21 protein-coding genes are annotated in these 25830 nt (G+C 62.3%); 13 read left to right on the top strand and 8 right to left on the bottom strand.

The window, feature by feature from the left end; translation table 11 throughout:
* Positions 1-146: 146 nt before the first annotated feature.
* Positions 147-1388 (top strand): winged helix-turn-helix domain-containing protein, encoded by a 1242-nt coding sequence (locus tag ACE03M_RS11500; protein ID WP_485934040.1) that lies wholly within the window; start codon positions 147-149, stop codon positions 1386-1388.
* A 54-nt stretch (positions 1389-1442) separates the two neighbouring features.
* Complete coding sequence (gene secA, locus ACE03M_RS11495) at positions 1443-4145, top strand: preprotein translocase subunit SecA (RefSeq protein WP_485934039.1); 2703 nt, start codon at positions 1443-1445, stop codon at positions 4143-4145.
* 19 nt (positions 4146-4164) lie between these two features.
* On the opposite strand, the gene ACE03M_RS11490 is transcribed toward secA, so the two are convergent.
* Both ACE03M_RS11490 and ACE03M_RS11485 read right to left on the bottom strand, forming a co-directional pair.
* The gene (locus ACE03M_RS11490; protein WP_485934038.1) at positions 4165-4632 is read right to left on the bottom strand and encodes an Rv3235 family protein; all 468 of its coding nucleotides are present in this window, start codon (positions 4630-4632) and stop codon (positions 4165-4167) included.
* Positions 4629-5444, bottom strand: a complete 816-nt coding sequence (locus tag ACE03M_RS11485; RefSeq protein WP_485934037.1) for a LysM peptidoglycan-binding domain-containing protein — start codon at positions 5442-5444, stop codon at positions 4629-4631. The genes ACE03M_RS11490 and ACE03M_RS11485 overlap by 4 nt, the downstream gene beginning before the upstream one ends.
* 148 nt (positions 5445-5592) lie before the next feature.
* Here ACE03M_RS11485 and ACE03M_RS11480 point away from each other — a divergent pair, with 148 nt between their 5' ends.
* Complete coding sequence (locus ACE03M_RS11480) at positions 5593-6108, top strand: hypothetical protein (protein WP_485934036.1); 516 nt, start codon at positions 5593-5595, stop codon at positions 6106-6108.
* A 67-nt stretch (positions 6109-6175) separates the two neighbouring features.
* Here the strand turns inward: ACE03M_RS11480 and ACE03M_RS11475 are convergent, their stop codons facing one another.
* Positions 6176-6397, bottom strand: a complete 222-nt coding sequence (locus tag ACE03M_RS11475; RefSeq protein WP_143921250.1) for a helix-turn-helix domain-containing protein — start codon at positions 6395-6397, stop codon at positions 6176-6178.
* Between the two features lie 140 nt (positions 6398-6537).
* On the opposite strand from ACE03M_RS11475, the gene ACE03M_RS11470 reads away from it, so the two are divergent.
* The 3 genes from ACE03M_RS11470 to ACE03M_RS11460 are packed head-to-tail and all read left to right on the top strand — an operon-like array spanning position 6538 to position 8921.
* Positions 6538-7188, top strand: a complete 651-nt coding sequence (locus ACE03M_RS11470) for a flagella basal body P-ring formation protein FlgA (RefSeq protein ID WP_143921251.1) — start codon at positions 6538-6540, stop codon at positions 7186-7188.
* Complete coding sequence (locus ACE03M_RS11465; protein WP_485934035.1) at positions 7185-8405, top strand: CpaE/TadZ family protein; 1221 nt, start codon at positions 7185-7187, stop codon at positions 8403-8405. Before ACE03M_RS11470 ends, ACE03M_RS11465 begins: the two co-directional genes overlap by 4 nt.
* Positions 8406-8414: 9 nt before the next feature.
* Positions 8415-8921, top strand: a complete 507-nt coding sequence (locus ACE03M_RS11460) for a DUF6912 family protein (RefSeq protein ID WP_485934034.1) — start codon at positions 8415-8417, stop codon at positions 8919-8921.
* 34 nt (positions 8922-8955) lie between these two features.
* Here the strand turns inward: ACE03M_RS11460 and ACE03M_RS11455 are convergent, their stop codons facing one another.
* Entirely contained in the window at positions 8956-9420 is a 465-nt protein-coding gene (locus ACE03M_RS11455; RefSeq protein WP_485934033.1) for a DUF2505 domain-containing protein, read from the bottom strand.
* Positions 9421-9559: 139 nt separating this feature from the next.
* On the opposite strand from ACE03M_RS11455, the gene ACE03M_RS11450 reads away from it, so the two are divergent.
* Both ACE03M_RS11450 and ACE03M_RS11445 read left to right on the top strand, forming a co-directional pair.
* Positions 9560-14449: an NAD-glutamate dehydrogenase gene (locus tag ACE03M_RS11450; protein ID WP_485934032.1), complete on the top strand. Its 4890-nt coding sequence runs from the start codon at positions 9560-9562 to the stop codon at positions 14447-14449.
* A 140-nt stretch (positions 14450-14589) separates the two neighbouring features.
* Positions 14590-16104 (top strand): sensor histidine kinase, encoded by a 1515-nt coding sequence (locus tag ACE03M_RS11445; RefSeq protein WP_143921461.1) that lies wholly within the window; start codon positions 14590-14592, stop codon positions 16102-16104.
* A gap of 230 nt (positions 16105-16334) precedes the next feature.
* On the opposite strand, the gene ACE03M_RS11440 is transcribed toward ACE03M_RS11445, so the two are convergent.
* Positions 16335-16583, bottom strand: coding sequence for a WhiB family transcriptional regulator (locus tag ACE03M_RS11440; protein ID WP_009884680.1), 249 nt, complete (start codon positions 16581-16583; stop codon positions 16335-16337).
* A 358-nt stretch (positions 16584-16941) separates the two neighbouring features.
* Between ACE03M_RS11440 and ACE03M_RS11435 the strand changes: the two genes are divergently transcribed.
* The 4 genes from ACE03M_RS11435 (at position 16942) to ACE03M_RS11420 (ending at position 20793) form a co-directional block, all read left to right on the top strand.
* Complete coding sequence (locus tag ACE03M_RS11435; protein ID WP_143921256.1) at positions 16942-17496, top strand: gamma carbonic anhydrase family protein; 555 nt, start codon at positions 16942-16944, stop codon at positions 17494-17496.
* Positions 17497-17625: 129 nt separating this feature from the next.
* Entirely contained in the window at positions 17626-19044 is a 1419-nt protein-coding gene (locus ACE03M_RS11430; RefSeq protein ID WP_485934031.1) for an NAD(P)H-quinone dehydrogenase, read from the top strand.
* A 118-nt stretch (positions 19045-19162) separates the two neighbouring features.
* Complete coding sequence (locus ACE03M_RS11425; protein ID WP_485934030.1) at positions 19163-19504, top strand: YciI family protein; 342 nt, start codon at positions 19163-19165, stop codon at positions 19502-19504.
* A 62-nt stretch (positions 19505-19566) separates the two neighbouring features.
* Positions 19567-20793, top strand: a complete 1227-nt coding sequence (locus ACE03M_RS11420) for an RNA polymerase sigma factor (protein ID WP_485934029.1) — start codon at positions 19567-19569, stop codon at positions 20791-20793.
* Between the two features lie 7 nt (positions 20794-20800).
* On the opposite strand, the gene ACE03M_RS11415 is transcribed toward ACE03M_RS11420, so the two are convergent.
* The 3 genes from ACE03M_RS11415 to ACE03M_RS11405 all read right to left on the bottom strand — a co-directional run bounded on the left by ACE03M_RS11415 (position 20801) and on the right by ACE03M_RS11405 (position 24348).
* Positions 20801-22609, bottom strand: coding sequence for an acetyl/propionyl/methylcrotonyl-CoA carboxylase subunit alpha (locus ACE03M_RS11415; protein ID WP_485934028.1), 1809 nt, complete (start codon positions 22607-22609; stop codon positions 20801-20803).
* A 123-nt stretch (positions 22610-22732) separates the two neighbouring features.
* A complete protein-coding gene (locus ACE03M_RS11410) occupies positions 22733-23401 on the bottom strand; it encodes a Maf family protein (RefSeq protein ID WP_485934027.1) in 669 nt (222 codons plus the stop codon).
* The gene (locus tag ACE03M_RS11405) at positions 23398-24348 is read right to left on the bottom strand and encodes an SGNH/GDSL hydrolase family protein (RefSeq protein ID WP_485934026.1); all 951 of its coding nucleotides are present in this window, start codon (positions 24346-24348) and stop codon (positions 23398-23400) included. Before ACE03M_RS11405 ends, ACE03M_RS11410 begins: the two co-directional genes overlap by 4 nt.
* Positions 24349-24413: 65 nt before the next feature.
* Here ACE03M_RS11405 and ACE03M_RS11400 point away from each other — a divergent pair, with 65 nt between their 5' ends.
* Positions 24414-25772, top strand: a complete 1359-nt coding sequence (locus ACE03M_RS11400; protein ID WP_485934025.1) for an AI-2E family transporter — start codon at positions 24414-24416, stop codon at positions 25770-25772.
* Positions 25773-25830: the final 58 nt, after the last annotated feature.

The following is a 25830-nucleotide window of genomic DNA, read 5'->3' as shown; positions in this document are numbered from 1 at the left end:
GTGTTTGTTCCTTCTGTGGGCAGTTGCGGTGACAGTGACGATCCTTCCGGCCTGGGACGGATCCGGCTTCGGCCGAACGGCTGATCCTTCTCGGCCAGATGGACGGATCTCCGAGCTGTGTCAGTGCGGTGATCTACTGTGGGTCCATGCAGAAGATGACACTGTCGGCAGCACGCAGGACGGCGATCGCTGCGACCGGCCTTGACAGGCAGCGCCCGGCTCAGGTGACTGCTCGGCACTTGAAGTCGACGTTCGCGAGGATGGGGCTGACCCAGATCGACTCGGTCTCCCGCGTGGTGCGTTCGCACTATCTGCCCTACTATTCGCGACTCGGACCGTATCCGCGTGAGACCCTCGACCGGCTCTTCTACTCAGCACCCCGCATGGGCGTCGAATACTGGGCCCACGCAGCGGCCTTCGTCCCGCCGGAGACCTACCGTCATTTCGAACGCACCAGAGCCGAGTGGTGGCGCAACGACTACGGCCAACGGCATCCCGACAACGGCCCTGATTTCCGGGCACTGCAGCGATCGGTCCTCGACGCGCTGGAGTCGGGACCGAAGACTGCACGAGGGGTCGCGGACCTCGTCGACCATGAGATCCCCGAACGCAACCGCGATCATTGGGGTTGGAACCCCAGCCAGGTCAAGATGGCACTCGAAGCGCTGTTCGCCGGTGGCATCATCAATGCCGCGGGCCGCAATGATCACTTCGAACGCGTCTACGCCCTGCCGCGCGACGTCAGTCAGGAGCTGCCGGCGCCTGAACTCTCCTACGGTCCCGCTGGCGGTCCTGAGGTCGGCCTCGATCCCGAAGCCGAACGACCTCGCGGAATCTCAGGCACTGCCAACAATGTGCTCGAGCTGACCCGGATTGCGGCCCGGGCGCTGGGCATCGCCCGCCCGGACTGCCTGGCAGACTACTTCCGGCAGGCGCGCGCGGCCACTGATGAGGCGATCAGGTCGCTGCTGGCCTCCGGTGAACTCGTCGAAGTCGACGTTGAGGGGACTCGGGCACTGAAGTGGCATACGGCGAGGACTCCTCGCTCCGTCTCGGCCAGAGCGCTTCTGGCTCCCTTCGACCCGCTCGTCTTCTACCGGCCGCGGATCGAATGGCTCTTCGGCTTCCACTACCGGATCGAGATCTACACTCCCGCCAAAGACCGGGTGCACGGGTACTACGTGCTGCCGTTCCTCCTCGGCGAACGTCTCGTCGGTCGAGTCGACCTGCACCGGGACCAGGCAACCAACACACTTCGGGCGCTGAAGGTGACGTGGGAGCCGGGCGAAGAGCACGAGGAGGAACTGGCACTGGAACTGCGTGAAATGGCGAAGTGGCTCGGATTGGGGGCTGTGGATATGAGCGGTACTCACCTGCCATTAAGCTAGGGAATATAGAGTCGTTCGAGTTGTTGTCAGGCATTCATGCCGATTAGGAGAAAAGTGGCTAATTTCCTCGAGAAGCTTCTGCGCACCGGTGAGGGACGCACGCTGAAGAAGCTCCGCCAGTACACGGATGCGATCAACGCGCTGTCCGAGGAGTTCAGCGAGATGTCAGATGCTGAGCTGCGGGAGGAAACAGATCGTTTCAAGAAGCGCTATCAGGACGGGGAGACCCTCGATTCGCTGCTTCCCGAAGCCTTCGCCGCCGTCCGCGAGGCCGCGGGACGCACACTGGGCATGCGCCACTTCGACGTCCAGCTGATGGGCGGGGCGGCACTGCACCTGGGCAACATCGCTGAGATGAAGACCGGTGAAGGCAAGACGCTGGTCGCGACTGCGCCGGCCTACCTCAATGCACTCACCGGCGGTTCCGTGCACATCATCACGGTCAATGACTACCTGGCCACCTATCAGTCGGAGCTGATGGGCCGCGTGTTCCGGTTCCTGGGGATGGAGACCGGCTGCATTCAGGCCAACATGTCCTCAGACAATCGTCGCAAACAGTATGCCGCGGACATCACCTACGGTACGAACAACGAATTCGGCTTCGACTACCTGCGCGACAACATGGCCTGGTCTGCCGATGAACTTGTGCAGCGCGGGCACGCATTCGCGATCGTCGACGAGGTCGACTCGATCCTCATCGATGAGGCTCGTACCCCGCTCATCATCTCCGGCCCGGCCGAAGGCGATGGCAACCGCTGGTACGAAGAGTTCGCCAAGGTCGTCAAACGACTCAAAACCGACCGTGACTACGAAGTCGATGAGAAGAAGCGCACCGTCGGTGTGCTCGAGCCCGGCATCGAACGAGTCGAAGACTACCTGGGCATCGGCAATCTCTACGACGCAGAGAACACACCGCTGATCAGCTTCCTCAACAATGCGATCCGCGCGAAGGAACTCTTCAAGAAGGACAAAGACTATGTGATCCTCGACGGTGAAGTCCTCATCGTCGACGAACATACCGGTCGTGTGCTCAAGGGCCGTCGCTACAACGAGGGTCTGCACCAGGCCATCGAGGCCAAAGAGAATGTCAAGGTCCAGGCCGAGAACCAGACCCTGGCGACGATCACCCTGCAGAACTTCTTCCGTCTCTACGAAAAGCTCTCAGGCATGACCGGTACGGCAGAGACCGAGGCCGCGGAATTCATGTCGACCTACAAACTCGGCGTGGTCCCGATTCCGACGAACAAGCCGATGCAGCGCGTCGACCAATCGGATCTCGTGTACAAGAACGAGGTTGCGAAGTTCGATGCCGTCGTCGATGACATCGCTGAGCGCCACGAGACCGGGCAGCCGGTCCTCGTCGGCACCACCAGCGTGGAGAAGAGCGAATACCTCTCCAAACATCTGAAGAAGCGCGGCATCCGCCACGAGGTCCTCAACGCGAAGAACCACGCAGGTGAAGCCTCCATCATCGCCATGGCGGGTCGGAAGAATGCCGTGACTGTCGCAACGAACATGGCCGGTCGCGGTACCGACATCATGCTCGGTGGCAACGCCGAATTCCTGGCTGTGACCGAGATGGAGGAGCGGGGCCTTGACCCCCAGGAGAACGAAGAGCAGTACGAGGCCGAATGGCAGGACGTGCTCAAGGCAGCGGAGAAGCGAGTCAAGACCGAGGCCAAAGAGGTCGTCGAATCCGGTGGTCTGTACGTCCTCGGCACCGAGCGTCACGAATCCAGGCGCATCGACAACCAGCTGCGTGGACGTTCGGGACGCCAGGGCGACCCCGGTGAGAGTCGCTTCTACCTGTCTCTGACCGATGACCTGATGCGGCTCTTCGGCTCGGGTGCCGCTGAGCGGATCATGGCCACCGCCAATGTTCCCGACGATGTTCCGCTGGAATCCAAGATGGTGTCAAGGGCGATTCTCTCGGCACAGTCGCAGATCGAACAGCGCAATGCCGAACAGCGTAAGAACGTCCTCAAATACGATGACGTGCTCAACCGTCAGCGCACGGTGATCTACGATGAGCGGCGTCGGGTCCTAGACGGGGCAGATCTGGAAGATCACGTCGCGAAGTTCCGTGAGGAAGTCATCGACGCCTATGTGGCAGAGGCAACCACCGGTCCGGTCGAGGACTGGAAGGTGGGCGAACTCTTCGAGGCGCTGGGCAAAATCTATGAGCCGTCCATCACCGAAGAGGACCTGGCCGAAGAGGTCGGGGGAATCGGCAACCTGACGAAGAACCGCCTCAACCGGGAGATCCAGTCGGACATCGGGGTGTTCTACGAACAGCGTGAAGAGGCTCTGGGCGAAGAGGCCACTCGTGAACTCGAACGACGGGTCGTGCTCTCAGTCATCGATAAGCGGTGGCGCGAACACCTCTACGAGATGGACTACCTGAAGAACGGCATCGGTCTGCGAGCCATGGCGCAGAAGGATCCGCTGGTGGAATATCAGCGCGAAGGCTTCGACATGTTCAAAACCATGCAGGATGGGATCAGGGAGGACGTCGTCCGCCTCACCAATACCCTCGAGGTGACCGTGAACCGTGTCGAGGACGATTCTGACGACGATTCCGAGGTTGAGGTCGACGCGGCTGAACTGCGTCACACCACACCCAAGATGCAGCTGTCCGCCCCATCTGAGGCTGGTTCGACCTCGTTGTCCGAGTCTGAGGACGAAGAGGCCGGGACCGCGGCCGATCAGCCGGCCAACCGTGCAGAACGTCGTGCGATGAAGAAGGCGAAGAGCTGACCAGTCTCTGACGGCGGCTTCACATTGTCTGCAGTGCCGTCATCGTCCACCGGGTGGTGAGCAGTTCCAAGCGAATTGCCACCGCCCGGAATCGGTTCTGGGTGCGAACCACGACGGTGACTTCAGCGATGACACTGGTGACCCTGCAGACTCGGGCGTTGCCTGCCTGCAGGGTGCGTGTCGCGCCCAGGTCTCCGAATGGTCTGGTCGGTGCCACCTCTGCACGCAGCTGGGCGCGCTGGTCGATCTTCTCCAGCAGCGTCCGGTCGACCCAGCGAGAGATGGAATCGCTGCGACGTATGCCGGCGAAGATCTCCAGGCACGCCACCGCCAACGATGTCGCAGTGGCGGCGATGCGGCCCTCATCACTGTCATCTGCGACCTTGTTCTGCTGTGCAGCAGGGGCGGTCGCAATGGTGTTCGGTACGCCGCTGCTCAGCGGCGTTGATGCCACCCGAGGACGTGTAAGCACCAGTGGGGCACTCATGGCTGAATCTCCAATCGTTGGCCGGGCATGATGAGGTTCGGGTTCGCACCGATCACGTCGCGGTTGGCTGAGTAGATGTCGTCGACGACGCCTTGGGTAGTGCCGTCGGAAGATGGATGATCGGAGGCGATCGACCACAGGCTTTCGCCGGGGCCGACGATATAGATGCCAGGGTCCTCATCATGATCGTCAGGAGCATCGTCGACGGGATGGTCGATGCCCTGGCCCCGGTCTTTGTCGCCGTCAGCCGGATCGGCGGCTTGTTCCGAACCGGCGTCCTTGGATGGTCCGGCGTCCTTGGGCGGTCGATTCTGCGGTGGCGAAGGCGCGGGTTCAGCAGCAGGAGATGTCGGTTCAGCCTTCGGTGGGGCGGTCGGCCAACCAGGATCAGGTAGGGGATCGTCGGGCAGCGCGGTCGGCCAGCCGGGATCGAGCGTGGCACTCGCCGATCCAGCGGGCGCAGCGTGAACTTCGTTCATGAGCGTACTCGTCGGCGGGTGAGAGGCCTGGGCCGCGTTGACAGCCAGGCTTGCTGAAGCTGCGGCGAGAACGCTTGAGCGCAGTAACGTCGGCACGATGCGCACGACAGATCGTGTGACGATTGTTCTCATGCGCCCGTTGGGCAGCAGCCTGATCAGGAGCGTCAGAAGAGAGACCACTCCGAGGCGGGAAGAGAGCACGGCAGCAGTGCCGACGACGATGATGACAACGAGATCAGTGGTGCTGCGAGGCGTCGGCAGGTGAACCCAGGTGGTGATGAACGCGCCGATCAGACACAGCCACGAGACGCTGCAAGCTATCAACAGATACATGAGAGACGTCCTTCATTGGAAACGTATCCTAATACTGCAGTTAGATGCCATTTGATGTCAATAGATCAATATAACTACGAGACTGTAGTTCCGCTGATCGATGCAGAAGCTCTTGCTTGTCGCTCTTCGCTGCGGCAGGCTTCACATCATGGACGATCGGATCAACGCTCTTCTCGCGGATGTCGAAGCAATGCACGCGTCCCGGGAAGCCCATGCCAGAAGAGGTGAACTCGGTGATGAAATTGCCGCTCATGCCGCGCGGCATACTCTGCGCGAGCGACTGCGGGGTGCGATCGGCCAGCCAGTGCAGGTCGTCGTCGCCGCCCGGGAGATATCAGGGACAGCTGTCTTTCTCGGTCATGGGATCTTTGTGATCGCCGGCACGGAGGCGAACATTGTGGCGATCGACTGGATACGAGAGATGCGCACTGGATCCAGAAGACACCGGTACGAATCCGGTCCCCTGGAGCGGTTGGGTATGGCGTCGGCTCTGAGGCGACTGGCCGCCGACCACGAGCAGATCTCCCTGGAGCTGGCGGGCGAGGGCGGAACTGTTCGGGGGCACAGTGACATGGTTGCCTCGGACTACGTCGAGATCTCCGGACGGATCATTCCGCACCGATCAATCGCTCTGGTGCGGGCCCGAGTCAACCCCTTCGCTTAGGCGTGGCTGATCGGAGGCGGTTGACGAGCCGATCGTTGATCGGGGAGTGGAGCAACCCGTCTTCGTTTCAGTCTTCGAGCGAACCGGTCTTGATCTCGTGCTCGGCGCGTTCGTACATCCGCTGGATGTACGCCTCGATCTCGGTCTTCTCCACGCGCCACTGTCCGCGCCCGCCTACCTTGATGGCACGAAGATCTCCGGTGCGGACCAGGGCGCGGGCTTGAGCGATCGAGACATTGAGCAGATCGGCCACATCGGTGAGCGGCAGAAAGCGATTTTCAACGACCATGAGGGCCCCTTCTCATTCCAGGTGACTGATTGCTTGGTGACAAATTTTGTCAAAACCATTGCTTTGACCTCATTTGATGTTCAATACTATCACTCAGAAACAGTTCCTGTCATGGGAAATTTTCCGAAGGTGGAGATGCAATGGAGCTCTCGAAACGAATTCGTCGGCCGAAGTGGACCGATGCCAGGCTGCTGGTCGGGGCAGTCCTAGTTGTCGTGGCCATCGTCGCGACCTATCTGCTCATCAGCGCGGCGAACGCCACCACCCGAGTGTGGGCCAGTGCGGTACCTCTTGTCCCAGGCCAGGTGGTCAGCGCTGATGACCTGACTGTCGCTGAGGTGAATCTGGCCGATATCGGAGACAAGTACCTCTCCGCGGATGCCGGGTTCCCGGACCATTCGAGTGTGCGGGCCGTGATCGCCGCCGGTGAGCTTCTGCCAGCCTCAGCCCTGGCCCCCATCGCCGAGCTCGAGGGTAGGATCGTGGCGATCGATGTCGCCGGGTCCGTCCCCACAGTCGTCGACACCGGCAGCCTTGTCGACGTCTGGGCCCAACCGTCATCTCAGGGACTCGATGATGAAGGCGTTGACCCGCAGCAGATCGTGACCTCGGCTCCGGTCTCGAACATCACCCGCGAGGTTGGCAGCTTCGGCGTCGGAGATGGTGCCAGGATCGAAGTCTTCGTCGCCAGTGCGGAGCTCGCCGATGTCCTCGGCGCACTCGACGGCAACAGCGTCCTCTCGGTCGTCGGCGCCCCCGCCGAAGTCAGGGCAGAGAGCGGTCAGTCATGACACAGGTTCTCCTGGCCGTGGACTTCGAGTTCGATCTGATCCTGTTCGAGCTCCTCAGCGAGGTCGACGACGTCACCATCGTCGCTCGACCAGCAGATGACGTCGAACTTCTCGCGCTGTGCAGGACAGGCAGCGCCGACGTCGTCATCGTCGGTCAGTACTTCCCGGGATTGGATGCGCAGGTCATCTCTGCAATCCACGCAGCAGGAACCGCGGTGCTGGGATTCGGAAACGACACTGCGGCACTGGAGTCCCTCGGCATCGTCAGCAGCGTTCCGTCCTCCGCGGATGCTGAGACTGTGGCGCAGGCGATCGATGATACCCGCGATTCCACCGTCATCCCGCCCCGCCCACTCGCTCCGCCCGGATCGCTGAAAGGGCAGGGACACATCGTCACAGTATGGGGAACAGGTTCGTCTCCCGGTCGGACGCTGACGGCGGTCAACCTCGGCGATCATGGTGCCAGGCAAGGCCACCGCAGTGTCGTCGTCGACGCCGATACTGTGGCTGCGATGGTGGCCACGACTCTGGGGCTGACCGAAGAATCGGCGCATCTGGCCAACCTGTGCCGACTCGAGATGGAGAAGGCCCCGCCTTTGGACATCTCTGCCGTTCCGCATGCTGCCGTGCGCGATGACTTCCATGCTGTCACCGGACTGACCAGGCCAGACAGGTGGCCAGAAGTTCGCGCATCGGTCCTGACAGCGGTGCTGTCCCGCCTGGCCAAGATGTTCGATCTTGTTGTCGTCGACGTCGCCGACCGGGTGGATCCCGACGATGACTTCGCCGATCCGTTCTACGACCGGCACTGCGCGACACGCGCCGCGCTGGAGGTCGCGGACACCGTGCTCGTCCTGGCCGCAGGCGATCCGATAGGTCTGCAGCGGCTCGTCAAACTGCTGGGCACCGAAAGGGTCGAGTCGCTGGGGTCCAAGATGCGCATCGGCATCACGAAGGTGCGCTCAGGGGCTGTAGGCCATCCGGCCGAGGTGCGGATCAGGGAAGTGCTCGCCAGGTTCGTTCGCCGAGACCCCGATTTCATCTTCAGCGACGACCGGGCAACAGCCGACGCCGCGATGCTGTCCGGGCACACCCTCCACGAGGAGAATCCGAAATCTGTGCTCAGCCAGGAGATCGCTGCCGCGGTGACTGAGCTGCTGCCGGCCCGGAAGCGCCCACGGAAGTCAGGTGCGGGGCGAGCGGCGAAGTCCCTTTAGGATTGGAGCATGTCCATTCGCTGCTATATCCCGACCACATTGACAGCAATTCGCCGAGGGCTCGGCTCCGTGCACGCGGTCGCCCCCGATTCCCAGGGTCGAGAATTGGGCGGGGATGAACTCGAGGCACGAGAATTCGACGCCCTGTGCATCGCAGCCGCACTTGCCGCCACTCAGTCCTTCGAAGCCGCTGGTGCAGGCGCCCGAGAATCTGCACCGGATCCGGGATCCGAACGCGGGTCGGGCGCTGTTTCACCGCGAGCCGTCATCGCCTACGACGCACCCGATTCGAGCTCTGGCGAAGGTTTGGCCGAAGGTTTCGAGGTGCTTACCCTTCCCGAGGTGGACATGACATCAGTCGCCAGCATCCACCTCGACGAGGTCGAGATCTGGGAAGAAGCTGCCGACATCGCCGCCGACAGGGGACACGAAGCAGCGGAGGACCACCTCGGCGACTCCGATCTTCTCTGGTACGACGCGACCGAGCTTCCCGAGCTGCTGCGCGAACGCGGCTGAGTCCGGATCAGCCCGGGCTGATCAAGCCAGCGTCTCAGAAGTGTTCGAGCTTGGCCAGACGGTCGGCAAGTCGCTTCTCAAGAATGGGCACGACTGCCTGTTCGATCATCGACCCGAAGAGGGGAATCGAGGAACTGATCTCGGCGCGCACCGACAGCGAGGTTCCCGAACCATTGCGAGCCAGCGCGATGAGCGCATCGATCTCAACGGGAACTCCGGCCGCATGGGCGGTCATTCGGATCTCTGCGTTGTCGCCGATGACATCGCCGGGAATCATATAGACCTCGACGAGTTCGGCATCCGCCGGAAGGCGAGAAGCCAAGGTGGAGGGCATTTCACCCTTGGGCATCGGCGTCTTCACCGTCACCTCGGTGTCGGGGTCGATCCGCTCGGCATGTGCCTCAGATCCCAGTGACTGCCAGGTCGAGACATCGGCAAGTCGGAGGAGAAAATCCGACAGAGCCTCCGAGTAATCATGGTTGAGTGTCAGAGTTCGCATGGCTCCAGTTTGCCAGGAGATCTGCGTCGTGGCGCGGTATGGCTGTCGGCGTGCCTTTCTCCGCATTTGAGCATAGTGTGGGTGGTGGCGGTTCGACGTCGAACCGCTGTAAATTTTGCGCGCTGATCATAGAGGTGACATGGTGTCTCAGGTCTCATATTCGGACATTGCAGAAGAGTGGAGGAAGCAGAGGGGACAAGGTGCCCCGGAGAACTTCATCGAAGCGTATTATCCGCGTTTCGAACCTGGCACTTCCGAAGCGGGAACAGAGGCGCTGGCCGCAGCGGCCGCCTCACACTACGCTCTAGGACTTGAATACGACGGCAGATCACCGGTGATCTCCATCTACAACCCGGACGTCGACTCTCCCGAATTCCGCGATAACCACACTGTCATCGCCATGGTCCTGACCGACATGCCCCACCTCGTGTCCTCGATCGTCAGCGATCTGGCCACCAGCGGTCGTGCCATCCGACAGGTCCACCACCCCATCATCGCCGTCGAGGGACAGGGCTCGGACCTGTCCGTGCTGTCTCGGGCCGAAGCCCCAGCGGTCTCTGCCGATACCGCTGGCATCCCTCTCGTATCCGAACCCGCCGAGGCGAGCGGATCCCTCCTCCCGCAGCAGCAGTCCTGGATCCGCCTCGAGATCGATCGACTTCCCGAAGAGGATCTCGCAGGGCTCGAAGACCAGCTGCGCAACGTCCTCGACTACGTTTCAGCCGCGGCCACCGACGCCAGCGCCATGGCGATCCGGGCCAAGGACATTGCGAAAGAACTGCAGGCGCAGCCGCCACGTTCAGAGCTCGCCTCCGAAGCCGAGGCAGCCGCCGAGCTGCTCAACTGGCTTGACGGCCACTTCACCTTCCTCGGATACCGCGAATACGACTACTCTCATGATGAGAGCCAGAGCAGTCTCGAACCGATTGAGCACACGTCCTTAGGCATCTCCACTCTGCGGCCGCTGGTGAAGTCGCCGCTGAGTCGGGCAGTGGCCGATAAGGCCAATGAACCGCATGTGCTGGTGCTGACGAAGGCTAACTCACGTTCACGCGTGATCCGTGCGTCATTTATGGACTACATCGGGGTCAAAACCTTCGACTCGGCCGGTGAGATCGTCGGTGAGCGCCGCTTCGTCGGCGTCTTCAAGCCCGAGTTCTACAACGACAGCGTTCTCAACATCCCGGTCATCAACCGCAAGGTGCGCAAGATCCTCTCCGCCAGCGGATTCCCCGCAGGATCGCATTCGGCGAACGAACTCCTGGGCGTCCTCGAGACCTACCCGCGCGATGACCTCCTGCACGACGAGACTACGACGATCTTCGATGTCGTCATGCAGATCGTCGACATGCAGGAACGTCGCCAATCACGGGTCTTCGTCCGCCGTGACCCCTACCAGCGGTTCGTCTCCGTCATCCTCTACCTGCCCCGCGACCTCTACGACACGGCGGCGCGCATGCGAGTCCAGGAGGTGCTGCGGAAGTTCTACCGCGCTGAGAGCGTTGACTTCGATGTGCTGCTGACCGAATCCGCACTGGCCCGCATTCACTTCGTGGCCCGTGTCGCCCGTGACGTGGAACTGCCGCAGATCGAACCAGAGACCGTGGAGAAGCGGATCGTCGGCGCCGTGCGCTCCTGGTCCGAAGACGTCCACGCTTTCCTCGCCCCCACAGAGCGAGGTGACAGCGACAGCTCCGTTGCACGCGCAAACCGGTGGTCGAAGGCCTTCCCACCCAGCTACGAAGAACACCACTCTCCGACCGACGCCATCGCCGACGTCACCCGGTTCGAAGCGCTGGAGGCCGGTGACGGTCCCGCTGTGCGCCTCTACAGTCCCGAGGAATCCGGCGACGCCACAGTGCGCCTGGCCCTCTACCGCAACGAACGCGTGGGGTTGTCGGAAGTGCTGCCGTTCCTCACCGCCTTCGGAGCGACCGTACTCGACGAACGCCCACATGAGTTGGACCTCGTCGACGGGTCACACCGCTACATCTATGACTTCGGACTCACCTTCCCCAAAACACTTGATGACGGTGACTGCGAACGGATCTCCGATGCGTTCATCGCCGGTTGGGAGGGCAAGAAGGAAGCCGGAGTCTTCGATCGCCTCGTCGTCTGCGGAATGCACTGGAAACACGTGACGATCATCCGCGCACTGGGCAAATACCTGCGCCAAGCCGGCTTCACCTATTCCGACGCCTACGTCGGCGAGGTCTACAGTGACAACCCGGAGATCTCACGACTCCTGGTCGACTACTTCTTCGCGAAGTTCGATCCCTCCGCTGACGGAGCCGGACGCGAAGACAGGATGGCCGAACTCAACGAGTCGGTCGAATCGGCACTCAGCGATGTCGCCAGTCTCGACGCGGACCGTGTCCTGCGGTCTTCTCTCGAACTGCTGCGCGCCACAGTGAGGACGAACTACTTCCTCGACGAGACCGGTGAGCTGCCGACGGCGCTCGTGCTCAAGATCCGCGCCAACGAACTCAGCTTCGTGCCCAAGCCCAAACCAGCACTCGAGATGTGGGTCTACTCGCCTCAGGTCGAAGGCGTGCACCTGCGCTTCGGCACAGTGGCCCGTGGCGGCCTGCGGTGGTCTGATCGTCGTGACGACTTCCGCACAGAGGTCCTCGGTCTGGTCAAGGCACAGATGGTCAAGAACGCACTCATCGTGCCGACCGGTGCCAAGGGAGGATTCTTCCCCAAGCAGCTTCCTCCGATGAGTGACCGGGACGCGTGGATGGCCGCCGGCCAAGCCGCCTACGAGGTCTTCATCGAAAGCCTCCTCGAAGTCGCTGACAACCTGGTCTACGGCGCGAACGGCGCCCAGGAGGTCGTCCATCCGGAGCGCGTCGTCCGACACGATGGAGATGACTACTATCTGGTCGTCGCTGCCGATAAGGGCACCGCTCGCTTCTCGGATGTGGCCAACGCGATCGCCGAACGCCGCGACTTCTGGCTCGGCGACGCCTTCGCCTCCGGCGGATCCGTCGGCTACGACCACAAGAAGATGGCCATCACCTCTCGCGGTGCCTGGAAGTCCGTGGAACGACACTTCCGTGAACTCGGGGTCAACACCGCCGCCGATGACTTCACAGTCGTGGGCATCGGAGATATGAGCGGTGACGTCTTCGGCAACGGCATGCTCCGCAGCGAACACATCCGCCTCGTCGCGGCCTTCGACCACCGGGACATCTTCCTCGACCCGAATCCGGACGCAGCACGCAGCTTCGTGGAACGCAAGCGTCTCTTCGACCTGCCGCGCTCAAGCTGGCAGGACTACGACCGGGAGCTCATCTCCACCGGAGGCGGAGTCTTCCCCCGATCGGCGAAGTCCATCGACCTCAGCCGCGAAGCTGCGGCCGTACTGGGGCTCGAGCCCGGTAAGCGCAGCCCCGCCGAGCTGATGTCACAGATCCTCAAAGCCCCCGTCGATCTCGTCTACAACGGCGGCATCGGCACCTACATCAAGTCCTCGGACGAGAGTCATGCGGATGTCGGGGACAAGGCCAACGACTCCATCCGCATCGATGGCCGTGACGTGCGCAGCCAGGTCGTCGGAGAAGGCGGCAACCTCGGTGTGACCCAGCTGGGCCGTGTCGAAGCGGCACTGAACGGCGTGGCGATCAACACCGATGCCGTCGACAACTCGGCAGGCGTGGACAGCTCCGACCATGAGGTCAACATCAAGCTGCTCCTGCGCACCCTGCTCCACAAGGACGCCTTCGCAGCAGAGGATCGCGAACATGTGCTGCTGTCCTTCACCGACGACGTCGCCGACCGGGTGCTGGCCAACAACTACGCACAGAACGTCGTCCTCGGTGAGGCTCGAGCTCAGACGGAGTCCATGTCGGGCACCTATGGTCGGATGCTGAGCTACCTGGAGAAGAACGCCGACCTCGATCGTCAGGTCGAGTTCCTGCCCGATGCGCAGGAACTGACCAAGCGTGAGTTCAGCGCCTATGTCTCCCCGGAACTGGCGGTTCTCCTCGCCTACGCCAAGATGCATGCCGCCGATGAGATTTTGGACAGCGTGGTTCCCGATGAGGAGTGGATGAAGCGGGAACTGACCTCCTACTTCCCCGACTCCCTTGTCGAGAAATACGGAGAGCTCATCCCGGAACACCCCCTGCACCGAGAGATCGCGACAGCCAAGCTCGTCAACCGGATGATCGACCGCGGCGGACTCACCTACGTCTACCGGATGCTGGAAGAGACCCCCGCCTCGGTGCCGCAGATCGCCCGTGTCTTCGTCGTCGTCTCCGAGATCTTCGGACTCGATGACTTCTTCGAAGCGGTATGCGCACTCGACAACAAGGTACCGACCGAGGTCCAGGTCCAACTGCAGCACGCCTATGTGCGTCTGCTCGATCGGTCTTCGCGCTGGTTGGTGCAGCAGGCACCGGACACCCTCGACGTCGATTCCGGCATCGAGCGCTACGGCAATGTCGTCGCAGCTCTGCGGGCCCGCGTGCCCGATCTCGTCGACGGCTTCGACGCCGAGAGCATGAGGGCAACGGCACAGGGCTACATCGATGAAGGTGTGCCGAGCGAACTCGCATGGCGCGCAGCAGCCCTGCTCGACGAGTTCGTGCTTCTCGACATTGCCCAGCTGTCTGCCCGTGCGGGTGAATCCGCAGAGGACGTCGCTGAACTCTACTATGCCGTCAACGACAAGTTCTCCGGTTCGCAGGTACTCACTCTCATCGGCGATCTCGACCGCAGCGACCGGTGGTCGGCCCTGGCACGGGGCTCGCTGCGCGATGACTTCTACTCATCGATCCTGTCGGTGGCCGGCACGGTCCTCGTCGCGACGGACTCGCCGATCTCCGGGACTCCAGACGAGCGAGCCGGTCAGCGTCTGACCGAGTGGCTCGAACGCAATGAGACCGTGGCCGCACGGGTGCTGGATACGACCGAGACGATCCTCGGACTCGAGACCGTTACCCAAGCCCCGCTGTCGGTGCTGCTGCGCATGATGCGCGGTGTTGTCCGCTCCTCGGCATGGGAATCGGAGCAGGCCGTCTGAGCAGTGACCCCAACAGATCAGTGATAGCGTCAGATCATTGCTGACGTCGACAGACTTTGCGGGCTTGGAGCCTGCGGGTCTGTCGGCGTCTGTGCCGCCATCATCGGCCTGTGCCGTTGCCCACCCGGAAGAAGAACACAGTGCTCAACGAACTCCTGGCCGCCGAAGGCATCACCGACGAAACTGATGTCGAATACATCCACCTGTTGGTAGGGGACTGGCAGCTCATCTCCGACCTGTCCTTTGCCGACCTCGTCCTGTGGGTGCCCTCGGCCAGTGGTGCCCATACAGTGGTAGCGCATTCGCGTCCGACCACCGGTGCGACCCTGTTCAATCGCGACCTCATCGGAGCCCGAGCCACCGGACTCGAACGGGAGCTCCTGGACACGGCAGCGAGCTCACATGAGCTCGTGACGAAGGTGGCGCAGGCAAAATCGCTGGGCGTCAACGCCGGCACCGATGACACGGAAGTATCCGCCGAGGCGGTGCCCCTCGTCCGCGACGGAGCGACGATCGCCATCATGGTCCGGTACTCCGAGGAGATCCGTCGTCGCGGTTCGTCACGTCTGGAGAAGTTCTACACACAGTCCGCGATGTCGTTGCTGACCATGATCGCGCAGGGTGCTTTTCCCGACCGTGACGCTCCCAGCGGTGCACGACACGGCGAACCACGCGTCGGAGACGGCATCTTCATCCTCGATCGTGACTCCCACGTCCAATACGCCTCCCCGAATGCGGTCTCACTCATGCACCGCTTGGGCCACCGCGGTGAGATCGAAGGGGACTACCTCGCTGAGGTGGTCTCGAGTCTGAGCACAGAGCTGCGTCAGGTCGATGAGACGCTTCCGCTCGTGCTCACGGGTCGCGCCCCCTGGCGGACCGAGCTCGAGGTCGGTCGGACGAGTGTGTCGCTGCGGGCGATCCCACTGACCGATGCCGGCACTCGCACCGGCGCGATCGTCCTGGCTCGGGATGTCTCGGAGATCAGACGACGCAAGCGAGAACTGCTCTCACGCGATGCGATGATCAAAGAGATGCACCATCGGGTCAAGAACAACCTGCAGACCGTTTCGGCACTGCTGCGTCTGCAGACTCGTCGGATCGACAGCCCCGAGGCGAAGGGTGCTCTGACGGAGGCGATGCGCCGAGTCTCGATCATCGCCGTCGTCCATGACGTGCTCAGCCAGGGAGTCGAATCGGAGGTGGACTTCGACGAGGTCGTCGACAAGGGGCTGCGCCTGACTCCCGAGCTGACGAGTCCATTGGTCCAGATCAGCCTCAAGCGCTGCGGCAGCTTCGGCACCATCTCTTCAGCGGACGCCACCTCATTGGCCCTGGCGATCACTGAGCTCATCACCAATGCGATCGAGCACGGGTTCCCGGTCGCTGAGCAGGAGAACCTCGCTCCGGGCGAGACACTCACCGGACATGTGTGGGTGACTCCGGAACGTGAGGGCGATCACCTGCATGTCACGATCGCCGACGACGGTGTGGGACTGGGGGAGGACCACAGTCCCGGCAACGGGCTGGGCACACAGATCGTGAAGACCCTGGTCTCTGCCGACCTGGCGGGTTCGATCCAATGGCAGGAACGCGAGGGCGGCGGGACCGTGGCGATTCTCGATGTGCCCCTGCGCCCCGATTCCTACGACTGAAACCGGCAGGACTCGGCCGAAATCAGCGGCTTAACAACAAAACACCCTGCGACCAACGAATCACCCCTTGGCAAAGGGGTGATTCGGCACTAACGGTGCGGAGTGCACTGGCTGTGGGTCGGGTGCAGACACGATTGAGTCCCTTGCTCAGAATGCGAAGATCTCGTATTCCGAGCAAGGGACTCAATTGGCGAATATCTGCGACCGCCTGTCTCCAGCTGCTGAAGGACTCAGCCAGCGCGGCGGGCACGTGCGGCGCGACGTTTGAGCGCACGACGCTCATCTTCGCTGAGACCGCCCCAGACACCGGCATCCTGACCGGATTCCAGAGCCCATTGCAGGCAGGTCTCGACTACTTCACAGCGGCGGCATACAGTCTTAGCCTCTTCGATCTGAAGCAGGGCGGGACCGGTGTTTCCGATCGGGAAGAACAGTTCCGGATCCTCATTGAGGCATGCTGCACGATGTCGCCAATCCATGGTGACCTTTCGACGAATTAGGTGAACGCGGTTTACGACACCCAAATTCCAGGCGCGCAACTCTCTTACCCAAGGTTCACATAACCGTTTTGGGCACACAAGGGTAATGCAGTGTGAAATTTCTGACAAATATTTTGTACATTGTCCTGCTATGGGGCCCTCGACGCAAATTCGTCCACTATGCGTCTCTCTCGAAGCGGCAGGCGCGATGACATCATGATGCGACCTTCCTCCGAGGTGTGCGAAGTTCACGGCTAGACTGGCGATGAAACGACTGGTCACCTTGGCGGGGGCTCCAATCACCGCTGACTCAGTCGAACACGAGAATCTGAACTCAACGTGAACCAATGGAGGACTCATGACAATGGACAACCTTTCCCAGGCACGCATCATCTCTGTCGGCGGGCACACCCCTCAAGTCGATCCCGGTGCGTTCATCGCAGCCGGTGCCACTCTGGTCGGGGACGTGAGGGTGAAGAAGGGCGCGAGCGTCTTCTACGGCTGCGTGCTCCGAGCTGAAGCCGCCCCGATCACCATCGGCGAGGACTCGAATGTGCAGGACAACACGGTCATGCACACAGATGAGGGCAAGCCAGTCGTCATCGGTGCACGGGTCTCCATCGGCCATCAGGCTCTTGTCCATGGGGCAGTGGTCGATGACGACGTCCTCATCGGCATGCACGCCACCGTCCTCAACGACGCACATGTGGGCTCCGAATCGCTTGTCGCCGCAGGCGCGATCGTCCTGGAAGGCACCGAGATTCCACCCAGGTCACTGGTAGCAGGAGTCCCGGCCAAGGTGCGTAGGGAGATGACGGACGACGGCATTGAGAAGGTCCGCCAGAACGCTCAGTCATACCTGCGTCTGTCAGCACTGCACCGAGATACTGCCGAAGTCATCGACGGACTCTGAGCCACCTCGGGCTATGCGAGGTCTTGAGTCTCAGACTGTTCGAGTGGTGCTTGAGGCCCTGGTAGTTGAGCCTGGTCAGAACCGAGGCGTCCATTCGCTCTGTCGTCCGCTATTTGAGAGAATTGCTCTGTGAACACTGAATTTGAATCCACTGCAGATCGAGTCGTCATCATCGGTGGTGGCCCGGGCGGATACGAAGCCGCACTGGTTGCCGCCCAATTGGGTGCGGACGTGATGCTGGTCGAGCGCAACCGCTGCGGTGGGGCCGCTGTCCTCACCGATGTCGTTCCGTCGAAATCACTCATTGCCACGGCCGAGATGATGGAAGAGATCGGCCGCTCTGAGAGCTTGGGCATCCGCATCTACGACAGCGAGGGCGATGACGGCGATACGGTCGTCGCGGACCTCAAGGCCGTCAACAAACGCATCCTGTCCCTGGCCGACGCCCAGGCCAATGACATCTACGAAGCCCTGGTTCGAGCGGGTGTCAAGGTGATCCAGGGAACTGCGACCCTGGCTGACCGCGATCATGTCAACGTCGTCGAAGAGGGCGGTACAGAATACACGCTCGAGGCTTCGACGATCCTCCTGTCCGTGGGCTCTCATCCACGTGAACTCGACTCGGCGAAGCCAGACGGAGAGCGAATCCTCTCCTGGACACAGCTCTATGACCTCGATGAGATCCCCGAACACCTCATCGTCGTCGGCTCAGGTGTCACCGGTGCGGAATTCGCGTCTGCCTACCGTGCGCTGGGAACGAAGGTCACGCTGGTCTCCTCCCGTGAGAAGGTCCTGCCTGGTCAGGACGAGGATGCTGCCGATGTGCTTGAGTTCGTGTTCCGCAATAAGGGCATGAATGTCCTCTCTCGGTCGCGCGCCGACTCAGTGAAGCGGACCGAGAAGGGCGTCGAGGTGACTCTGTCGGACGGCCGCCGTGTCGAAGGGTCACACTGCCTGATGGCCGTCGGTTCCATCCCGAACACCGAAGGCCTTGGCTTGAGCGCCGCGAAGGTCAGGGTCGCCGAGTCCGGTCATATCAAGGTCGACGGCGTTTCGCGCACCTCTCGCTCCGGCGTTTACGCAGCAGGTGACTGCACCGGTGTGCTACCCCTGGCCTCAGTGGCGGCCATGCAGGGGCGGATTGCGATGTTCCATGCGCTAGGCGATGCCGTGCAGCCGCTGAAGATTCGCCACGTGGCATCCAACGTGTTCACCGCCCCAGAGATTGCGACCGTCGGCTTCACCCAATCCGACTACCGGGAGAATTCGACCGACATCGATACGGTGATGTTGCCCCTGGACACGAATCCTCGCGCCAAGATGCTTGGCATCAAGGACGGATTCGTCAAGCTCTTCGCCCGCCGAGGCTCTGGCTCGATACTGGGCGGAGTCGTCGTCGGTCCTCGTGCCAGTGAGCTCATCCTGCCGATCACCATGGCTGTGGAGAATCGCCTGACAGTCGATCAGCTCTCCGCTTCATTCGTCGTCTATCCGTCGGTGAGCGGATCCCTGACAGAGGCATCACGGCAGCTGCACCGCCACCTGTAGAAGTTTTCTCTCTCCGAACTGTCGATATCGGGACCAGTCACCCGTCAGTATGGTGTCAGGCACCTTCGCTTGACGTGCTCAGCAGATGCTGGCGCACAGCTGTCGTAAGGAGAGAGATATGAAGTACGCACTTCTGCTCATGGGAAATGTTGCCGATGCCGAATGCGGTGCGGACGAGGGACCCGATCCCAGTGAGTTCATGGCCTTCGATGAGGAGATCAACGAGGCGGGCATCGTCGTCGGAGGATTCGCCCTCGAAGGTCCTGAGACCGGTGTGCGCGTCAGGAGGGCGATCGCTGAAACCGTCGTGACCTCGGGACCGTTCGCAGAAAGCAGTGAATTCGTCGGCGGAAGCTATATCATCGAGGTCGCGAATATCGACGAGGCGATCGCGTGGGCGGAGAAGAGCCCGGGTTCGGCTCTTGGCCACATCGAGATACGGCCTCTCGCCGATTACTGATGGTCTCTGCAGACAGGGCCGAGCGGCCGGCAGTCGCCGCGATTCTTCACACAATCGATGTTGTGGATCGTGGGCGACTGCTTGCAGCTCTGGCAGCGAAATTCCATGACCTCGACCTCGCCGAGGATGTCCTCCAAGAGGCCATGGTGCGGGCCTTGGAGACCTGGACTCAACGTGGTGTGCCGCAGAATCCGCAGGCATGGCTGATGACTGCTGCGAAGAATCGGGCACTCGACATCATCCGCTCCGATGCGGTGAAGGCGCGTCGACTCGCCAGACTTCGGATCGAATCCGAAGCCGACACCGGTGATCATGTCGACCACGCGGTCCGCCTCGGCGAAGAGCTGAGCTCGGTGAGCATTCCCGATGAGCGACTTGGCCTGTTCTTCACCTGCTCGCACCCGACGTTGAAGGAACGGGAGAAGATCGCCCTCATCCTGCGCTTCCTGGCCGGTCTGAGCACCGCCGAGGTTGCGGCAGTCTTCCTCGTGGATACGACGACCATGCAGCAGCGTATCGTCAGAGCCAAGAAACGGATCACCACGACGGGAATTCCTTTCGGCGCACCCACTGTGGAACAGCTGCACGAGCGCCTTCCCGGGGTCCTGCGGGTTGTCTATCTCATCTTCACCCAGGGGTTCACACCCACGACAGGTGTCGACCACAGCCGAATCGATCTGCAGCGGGAGGCAATAGCATTGGCGCGGCTGCTCGTGACGGCGTTGCCGCAGGTGACCGAGGCCAGAGGTCTGCTGTCGCTGCTGCTGATCACGGGTGCGCGAGCCCCGGCACGAACTGACTCCGCCGGGGCGCCGGTGCCCTTGGCCGAGCAGGATCGCAGGCTGTGGGATTCGAAGCTCATCGCCGAAGGGCTGGGGCTGGCGCTCACCGCCGCGAGTGAACCAGAGGCCGGCTCGTACACAGTCCAGGCCGCGATTGCGGCCCTGCACGCTGAGGCCGCCACCTATTCGGAAACCGACTGGGCGCAGATCCTCGTCCTCTACGGACTTCTCGCAAGACTCGAGCCTGGGCCCGTCGTGGAGCTCAATCGGGCCGTGGCCAAGGGAAAGGCGAAGGGCCCCGAGGACGGGCTCACCGCGCTCGAGGACCTGGCCGCGGAACCAGGGTTGGAAGGGTATCGCCCCTTCCACATCGCACGGGCCCTGACATTCGGTGAGCTGGGGATGCCGGAGCTTGCAGAAGCGGCATTCAGGAAAGCGCTGGACTGCCCGGGGAATGATGCCGAGTCCGACTACATTGAGAATCAGATCAGGGATCTGCTCTCCTGAGATTGCTTCAGGCTGCGAATCGGATGATCGGTTCGCCTGACCTCACCGAGACACCGGAATCGACGAGCACCTCGGAGACGGTGCCGGAATGACCGGCCTTGAGCGGCTGCTCCATCTTCATCGCCTCGATCACGGCCAGGGTGTCACCGGCTTCGACAGTGTCACCGGCTGCTACGGAGACTGACACGATCGTGCCCTGCATGGGTGCGTTGAGCGAGTTCGAGTCGTCGGCCAACGAAGCGCCCTTGCGGCTGAGGCTGCGTTTGCGGCGCGGCACACTCGGGCTCGGGACATGCCCGAGGTCGGAGATGACGTCCTTGGGTACCGAGACGGTCATCCGGCGGCCATCGACTTCGACCACAACACTGAAACTATCGGCTGCTGTGCTCATCTGATCTCCTGGTTGAGGGTCGGCAAGTGGATTGACGAAAGTAGTTTCGAGCCAATTGGTCCAGACGTCGAAGTCCTGGGCGAAGGCCTTCTCCGCGAGGAGTACGCGATGGAGGGGAAGCAGGGTCGATACGCCCTCGATGCGGTACTCTTCCAAGGCCCGTCGAGCTCGCGCCAGAGCCTGGTTCCTGTCGGCTCCGGTGATGATGAGCTTGGCCAGCATCGGATCGAAGTCCGTGCCGACGACGCTGCCTTCGCCGATGCCCGAGTCAAGGCGTACGCCCGGCCCGGCCGGAGTCCGGTAGTTCTTCACCGTACCCGTGGCGGGGAAATACGTCGTAGGGTCCTCGGCATTGATACGGAACTGAATCGAGTGACCGCGAACCTGCGGGAACGCCTCCGGAAGGTGTTCTCCCGAGGCGATGCGCAGCTGCCAGGCGACGAGGTCGACGCCCGTGACCTCTTCTGTCACCGTGTGCTCGACCTGGATCCGCGCGTTGGCCTCCATGAAGATGATCGTGCCGTCTGTGCCCAGGAGGTATTCGCAGGTGGCCGCCCCGACATAGCCGACATGGGCGAGAACGCGGCTGGAGGCCTCGGTGACGAGTCGCTCCTGATCGGGGGTGAGGAACGGCGCTGGGGCCTCCTCGACGATCTTCTGATTTCGGCGTTGCAGGGTGCAATCGCGGGTGGAGAGGACCTGCACGTTGCCGTGGGCATCGGCCAGACACTGGGTCTCGATGTGGCGCGGGCGCACGATCTGCTTCTCAATGAGGCATTCGCCGCGTCCGAAGGCGCTTAGCGCTTCACGGGTGGCAGCGGTGTAGGCAGTCTCGAGGTCCTCTGCTGCGGCGCACGCGCGAAATCCGCGTCCGCCGCCTCCGTGCACGGCCTTGATGACGATCGGATAGCCGATCCTGTGGGCCACCTCGGCGGCCTCTGTCAGATCTGCGACGGCTCCGTCGGAGCCGGGAGCGACCGGAGCTGAGACAGCCTCAGCGACCTCCCGAGCACCGGACTTGTCACCCAGGAGCTCGATCGCCGACGGGGGAGGACCGATCCAAGTCAGACCGGCATCGATCACGGCCTGAGCGAACAGGGCGTTCTCGGCCAGATATCCGTAGCCGGGATGGATCGCATCGGCTCCGGAGCGTTTGGCCAGGGCGAGGATCTTGTCCATGTCGAGGTAGGTCTCCCCGGGACCGGCTCCGTCGAGGAGCCATGCGTCGTCGGCCAGATGCACGAAATCTGCGTCTGAATCCGCGCGGGTGTAGACGGCGATGGCTTTGACACCGAGGTCGTGGGCCGCACGAATGATGCGCAGTGCGATCTCACCGCGATTGGCGATGAGGACGCGGCGCACAGCAGCTGTGGGGACGCGGGTGTGCAATGGTGCAGTCGACTGTTCGGGGAGAACTGTGGTCATGGCGCTCCTTTGTATGATCACAGAACAATTTAGAGATCGACGCCAAGTGTTTGTAGGTCAGAGATAAAAACTTCGGCCGAAAACTTCAAAGGCTTCGGGCGTGTCCGTCTGCCCTCAGCGATTCTACTCGCGTGGTGACCACAGATCAGGCCAGAACAGGCCCGAGTCGCGGACAAGATCACGGATCACAGGGAGGCTGAGGCCGAGGACGGTGAGATGGTCGCCTGCAAGGCGTTGGACGAACGCTCCTCCGTACCCGTCGATGGTCAGTGCACCGGCGACGTGGAAGGGCTCCTCGGTCGCGATGTACGCCTCGAGCTCCTCAGGAGTGGGCTCGCCGATGAGCACCGATGTCGTCGATCGCTTCGAGCGGATGTCGACGAGCTCGAAATTCACCGTCGACGAGTTTGCACGTCTGAGCACGGCGAGCGTGTGTCCCGAGTGAAGCTCGGTCCACGCCCCTGCTATGTCCGCCCACACCTCACGTGTGCGTTCGGCTGTTCCGGGCTTGCCGATCGCTTCGCCTTCATGTTCGAGCAGCGAGTCCCCGGCAATGATCACTGCGGTATCCGCTGCGGCCAGCTGCGCGGGAGGGGAGGCGAGCACACGGTCGATGACGGCACGCGCCTTCGCCTCGGACAGGGCCGTGGTGAGATCCGCGACAGAGCCCGCGAAACGTGACTCTATGGCGGACTCGTCGACCTTGGAGACGATGATGATCGGATCGATTCCCGAAGCGGTGAGGATCTCTCGGCGGGAAGGGGACTGTGAAGCCAGGACGACAGGGATCACAAGGCTGCCTCAGCTTCGGGGACAGGATCGGCGTCTGTCTCAGGTTCCGTCTCCGCCAGCGCTGCGGGGACCGGCCTGCGTGCGCCCTCGCCCTTCTCCGGGATGTCGAGGCTGCGGTCGACCTCGATGGGAGCTTCGATGCGATCGGCGATTGCTGCGAGAACGGTCGAGGACAACTGGGCATAGCCCAAAGTGCTGGGGAACCGCCCTGACTCGTTGAGCAGTGATCTGCGTGTGGTCCCACTCAGCGAACCGGTGGCTCGCAGCGGAGTGGCGCGGGCAGCCAGGGCCGCCAGCCACTGCGAGCCGGCGAGCACCCGGGAGGTCCTTCGCAAGGAGGTTTTAAGTGGGTCCCGCAGGCCCGGAAGGCCGCCGAGGTTGGGGCAGACCAAGACGAAGACGGTATACCTGCCCTCTCTCTGGAGTCGATTGATCGCCTGATTGAGCACGGGAATGCCGATGGTGCCGTGAATCGGGTGGATGATGTCGCCGGTACCGATGGAGATGATCGCGAATCGACGCTGGTCGGTCCAGGAGTCGGAGAGCTGGCGCGAGAGCCAGGCGGAGCGCAGAATCTCATCGACTTGCCGCGGCAGGTCTTCGGACAGAGCTGAGGGGCGCGCGGTTGATTGGACGCGCACGGTTGTGCCCAGGATGCGGCCAAGCCCCCGGGCGATGAGGTTAGGCGGAGCCATCGTCGGGTCGTTGACATCGATTCCGCAGAGCCATGAGTCGCCGATGATCGCCAGCGCGGCGGAATCCTCGTCGTCGTAGTTGCGTGGGGGAGCGACCGCCTCGGCGAAGGTGGAATACGCCCGCTGGGCGTCGTCGTCGAACGCTTTGCGAAGCGCGCCTGCCTGGTGGCGGAGGAGACCAACGGCCGACGCGCCGACACCTACAACGGTCCCCGTCATGGTGGCCAAGGTGTACAGCATGCGTTTTCCCACGAAATTCCCTCCTTTAACCGTCATCATTGCACTTGTCCGAGCTTCCCAACAACTATTGTTGAGTTATGTCTGACAATGAGAAGAAGCAATCCCCGAATCGGTTCCGTGGGGCCTGGGAAGCGTTCCGCAAGGGCCGCAGCGACGGCCGTTCCAAACCTGCCGAGCAGCCTTCGCGTGTTCAGGACGTCAGCGCTGAGGAGATCGCGCACAGCCGCATCGAAGCCGAAGCCGTCCCCTATGTGGCACCGGGTCTCAAGCTCGCTGCCGCGTGGTCCTGGCGTTCGCTTGTCGTGCTCATTGCCATCGGAGTCGCATTCTGGCTGCTGGCGAAGATCTCGAGCGTCGTTCTGCCCGTGCTCATCGCCCTCCTGCTCACAGCCCTCCTCGCGCCGTTCACCAACTGGATGGTGAAGAAGGGGCTGCCCCGCGTCGCCGCCGCTCTCATCGCCTTCCTCGGGTTCATCGTCGTCGTCTCGGGACTCTTCACCCTCGTTGGGCAGCAGATCTACTCGGGTATGCCAGACCTCGTCGATCAGGTGATCACAGGAATCGCCGGCATCAGCGACTGGTTGGCCAGCAGGCCCTTCGGTCTGGACGCGTCGACGGTCACCCGTTATATCAACGATTCACTCGATGCGGCCACGAACTTCTTCCAGAACAACAGTTCCCAGCTTCTCGGCGGAGCATTGCAGGCGACGTCATCGGTCGGCACCTTCCTCACGGGTGCCGCCGTGTGTCTGTTCGCGACCTTCTTCTTCCTCTATGACGGAGAGAAGATCTTCCGCTGGGCCATGCGTCTGCTGCCGCTGCCGGCTCAGCCAGTCGCCACCGGAGCGTCGGAGCGTGGCTGGACCACCCTCGTCCAGTATGTGCGTGTCCAGGTCCTCGTGGCCGGTGTCGACGCCATCGGCATCGGCATCGGTGCGGCCTTCCTCGGGATCCCCCTGGTCATTCCGATGACGGTGCTCGTGTTCCTGGCCTCGTTCGTCCCCGTTGTCGGTGCGATCGCCTCGGGCGTTGTGGCTGTGTTGGTGGCCCTGGTCTCAAGCGGTCCTGTCAGTGCCCTGATCATGCTGGGCGTAGTCCTCGCCGTGCAGCAGATCGAGAGCCAGGTCCTGCAGCCCTTCCTCATGGGCAAGGCCGTGTCCGTCCATCCCTTGGCAGTCATCCTCGCGGTGACCGGTGGTGGCTTCCTGTTCGGCATCGTCGGCGCACTGTTCGCTGTTCCTCTGGTCGCCGTTCTCAATACGGTGGTGACCTACATCGTCCGTGCCAAGAATCCGACCAGTGCCTCCGATGGTGAAGGGGATGAGGCAGCGGCCGTTCTTGAGCGGGCGAAGGAAAAGCTCGATGCCGCTGTCCACGAGGCTGCGGTCGAGTCATCTGAAGGTGACGCGACGAAGGGCGACACTCGGACCGACTGAGTGGGGCCGAGCCGGTGGATCAGCACAATGAATGAAGCAGTGGGGGGGGGATCATCAC

This window comes from Brevibacterium sp. AGC70 (assembly GCF_057334195.1).
Note: the sequence above shows the minus strand (reverse complement) of the source record. Positions and strands in the feature narration are given on the sequence as shown.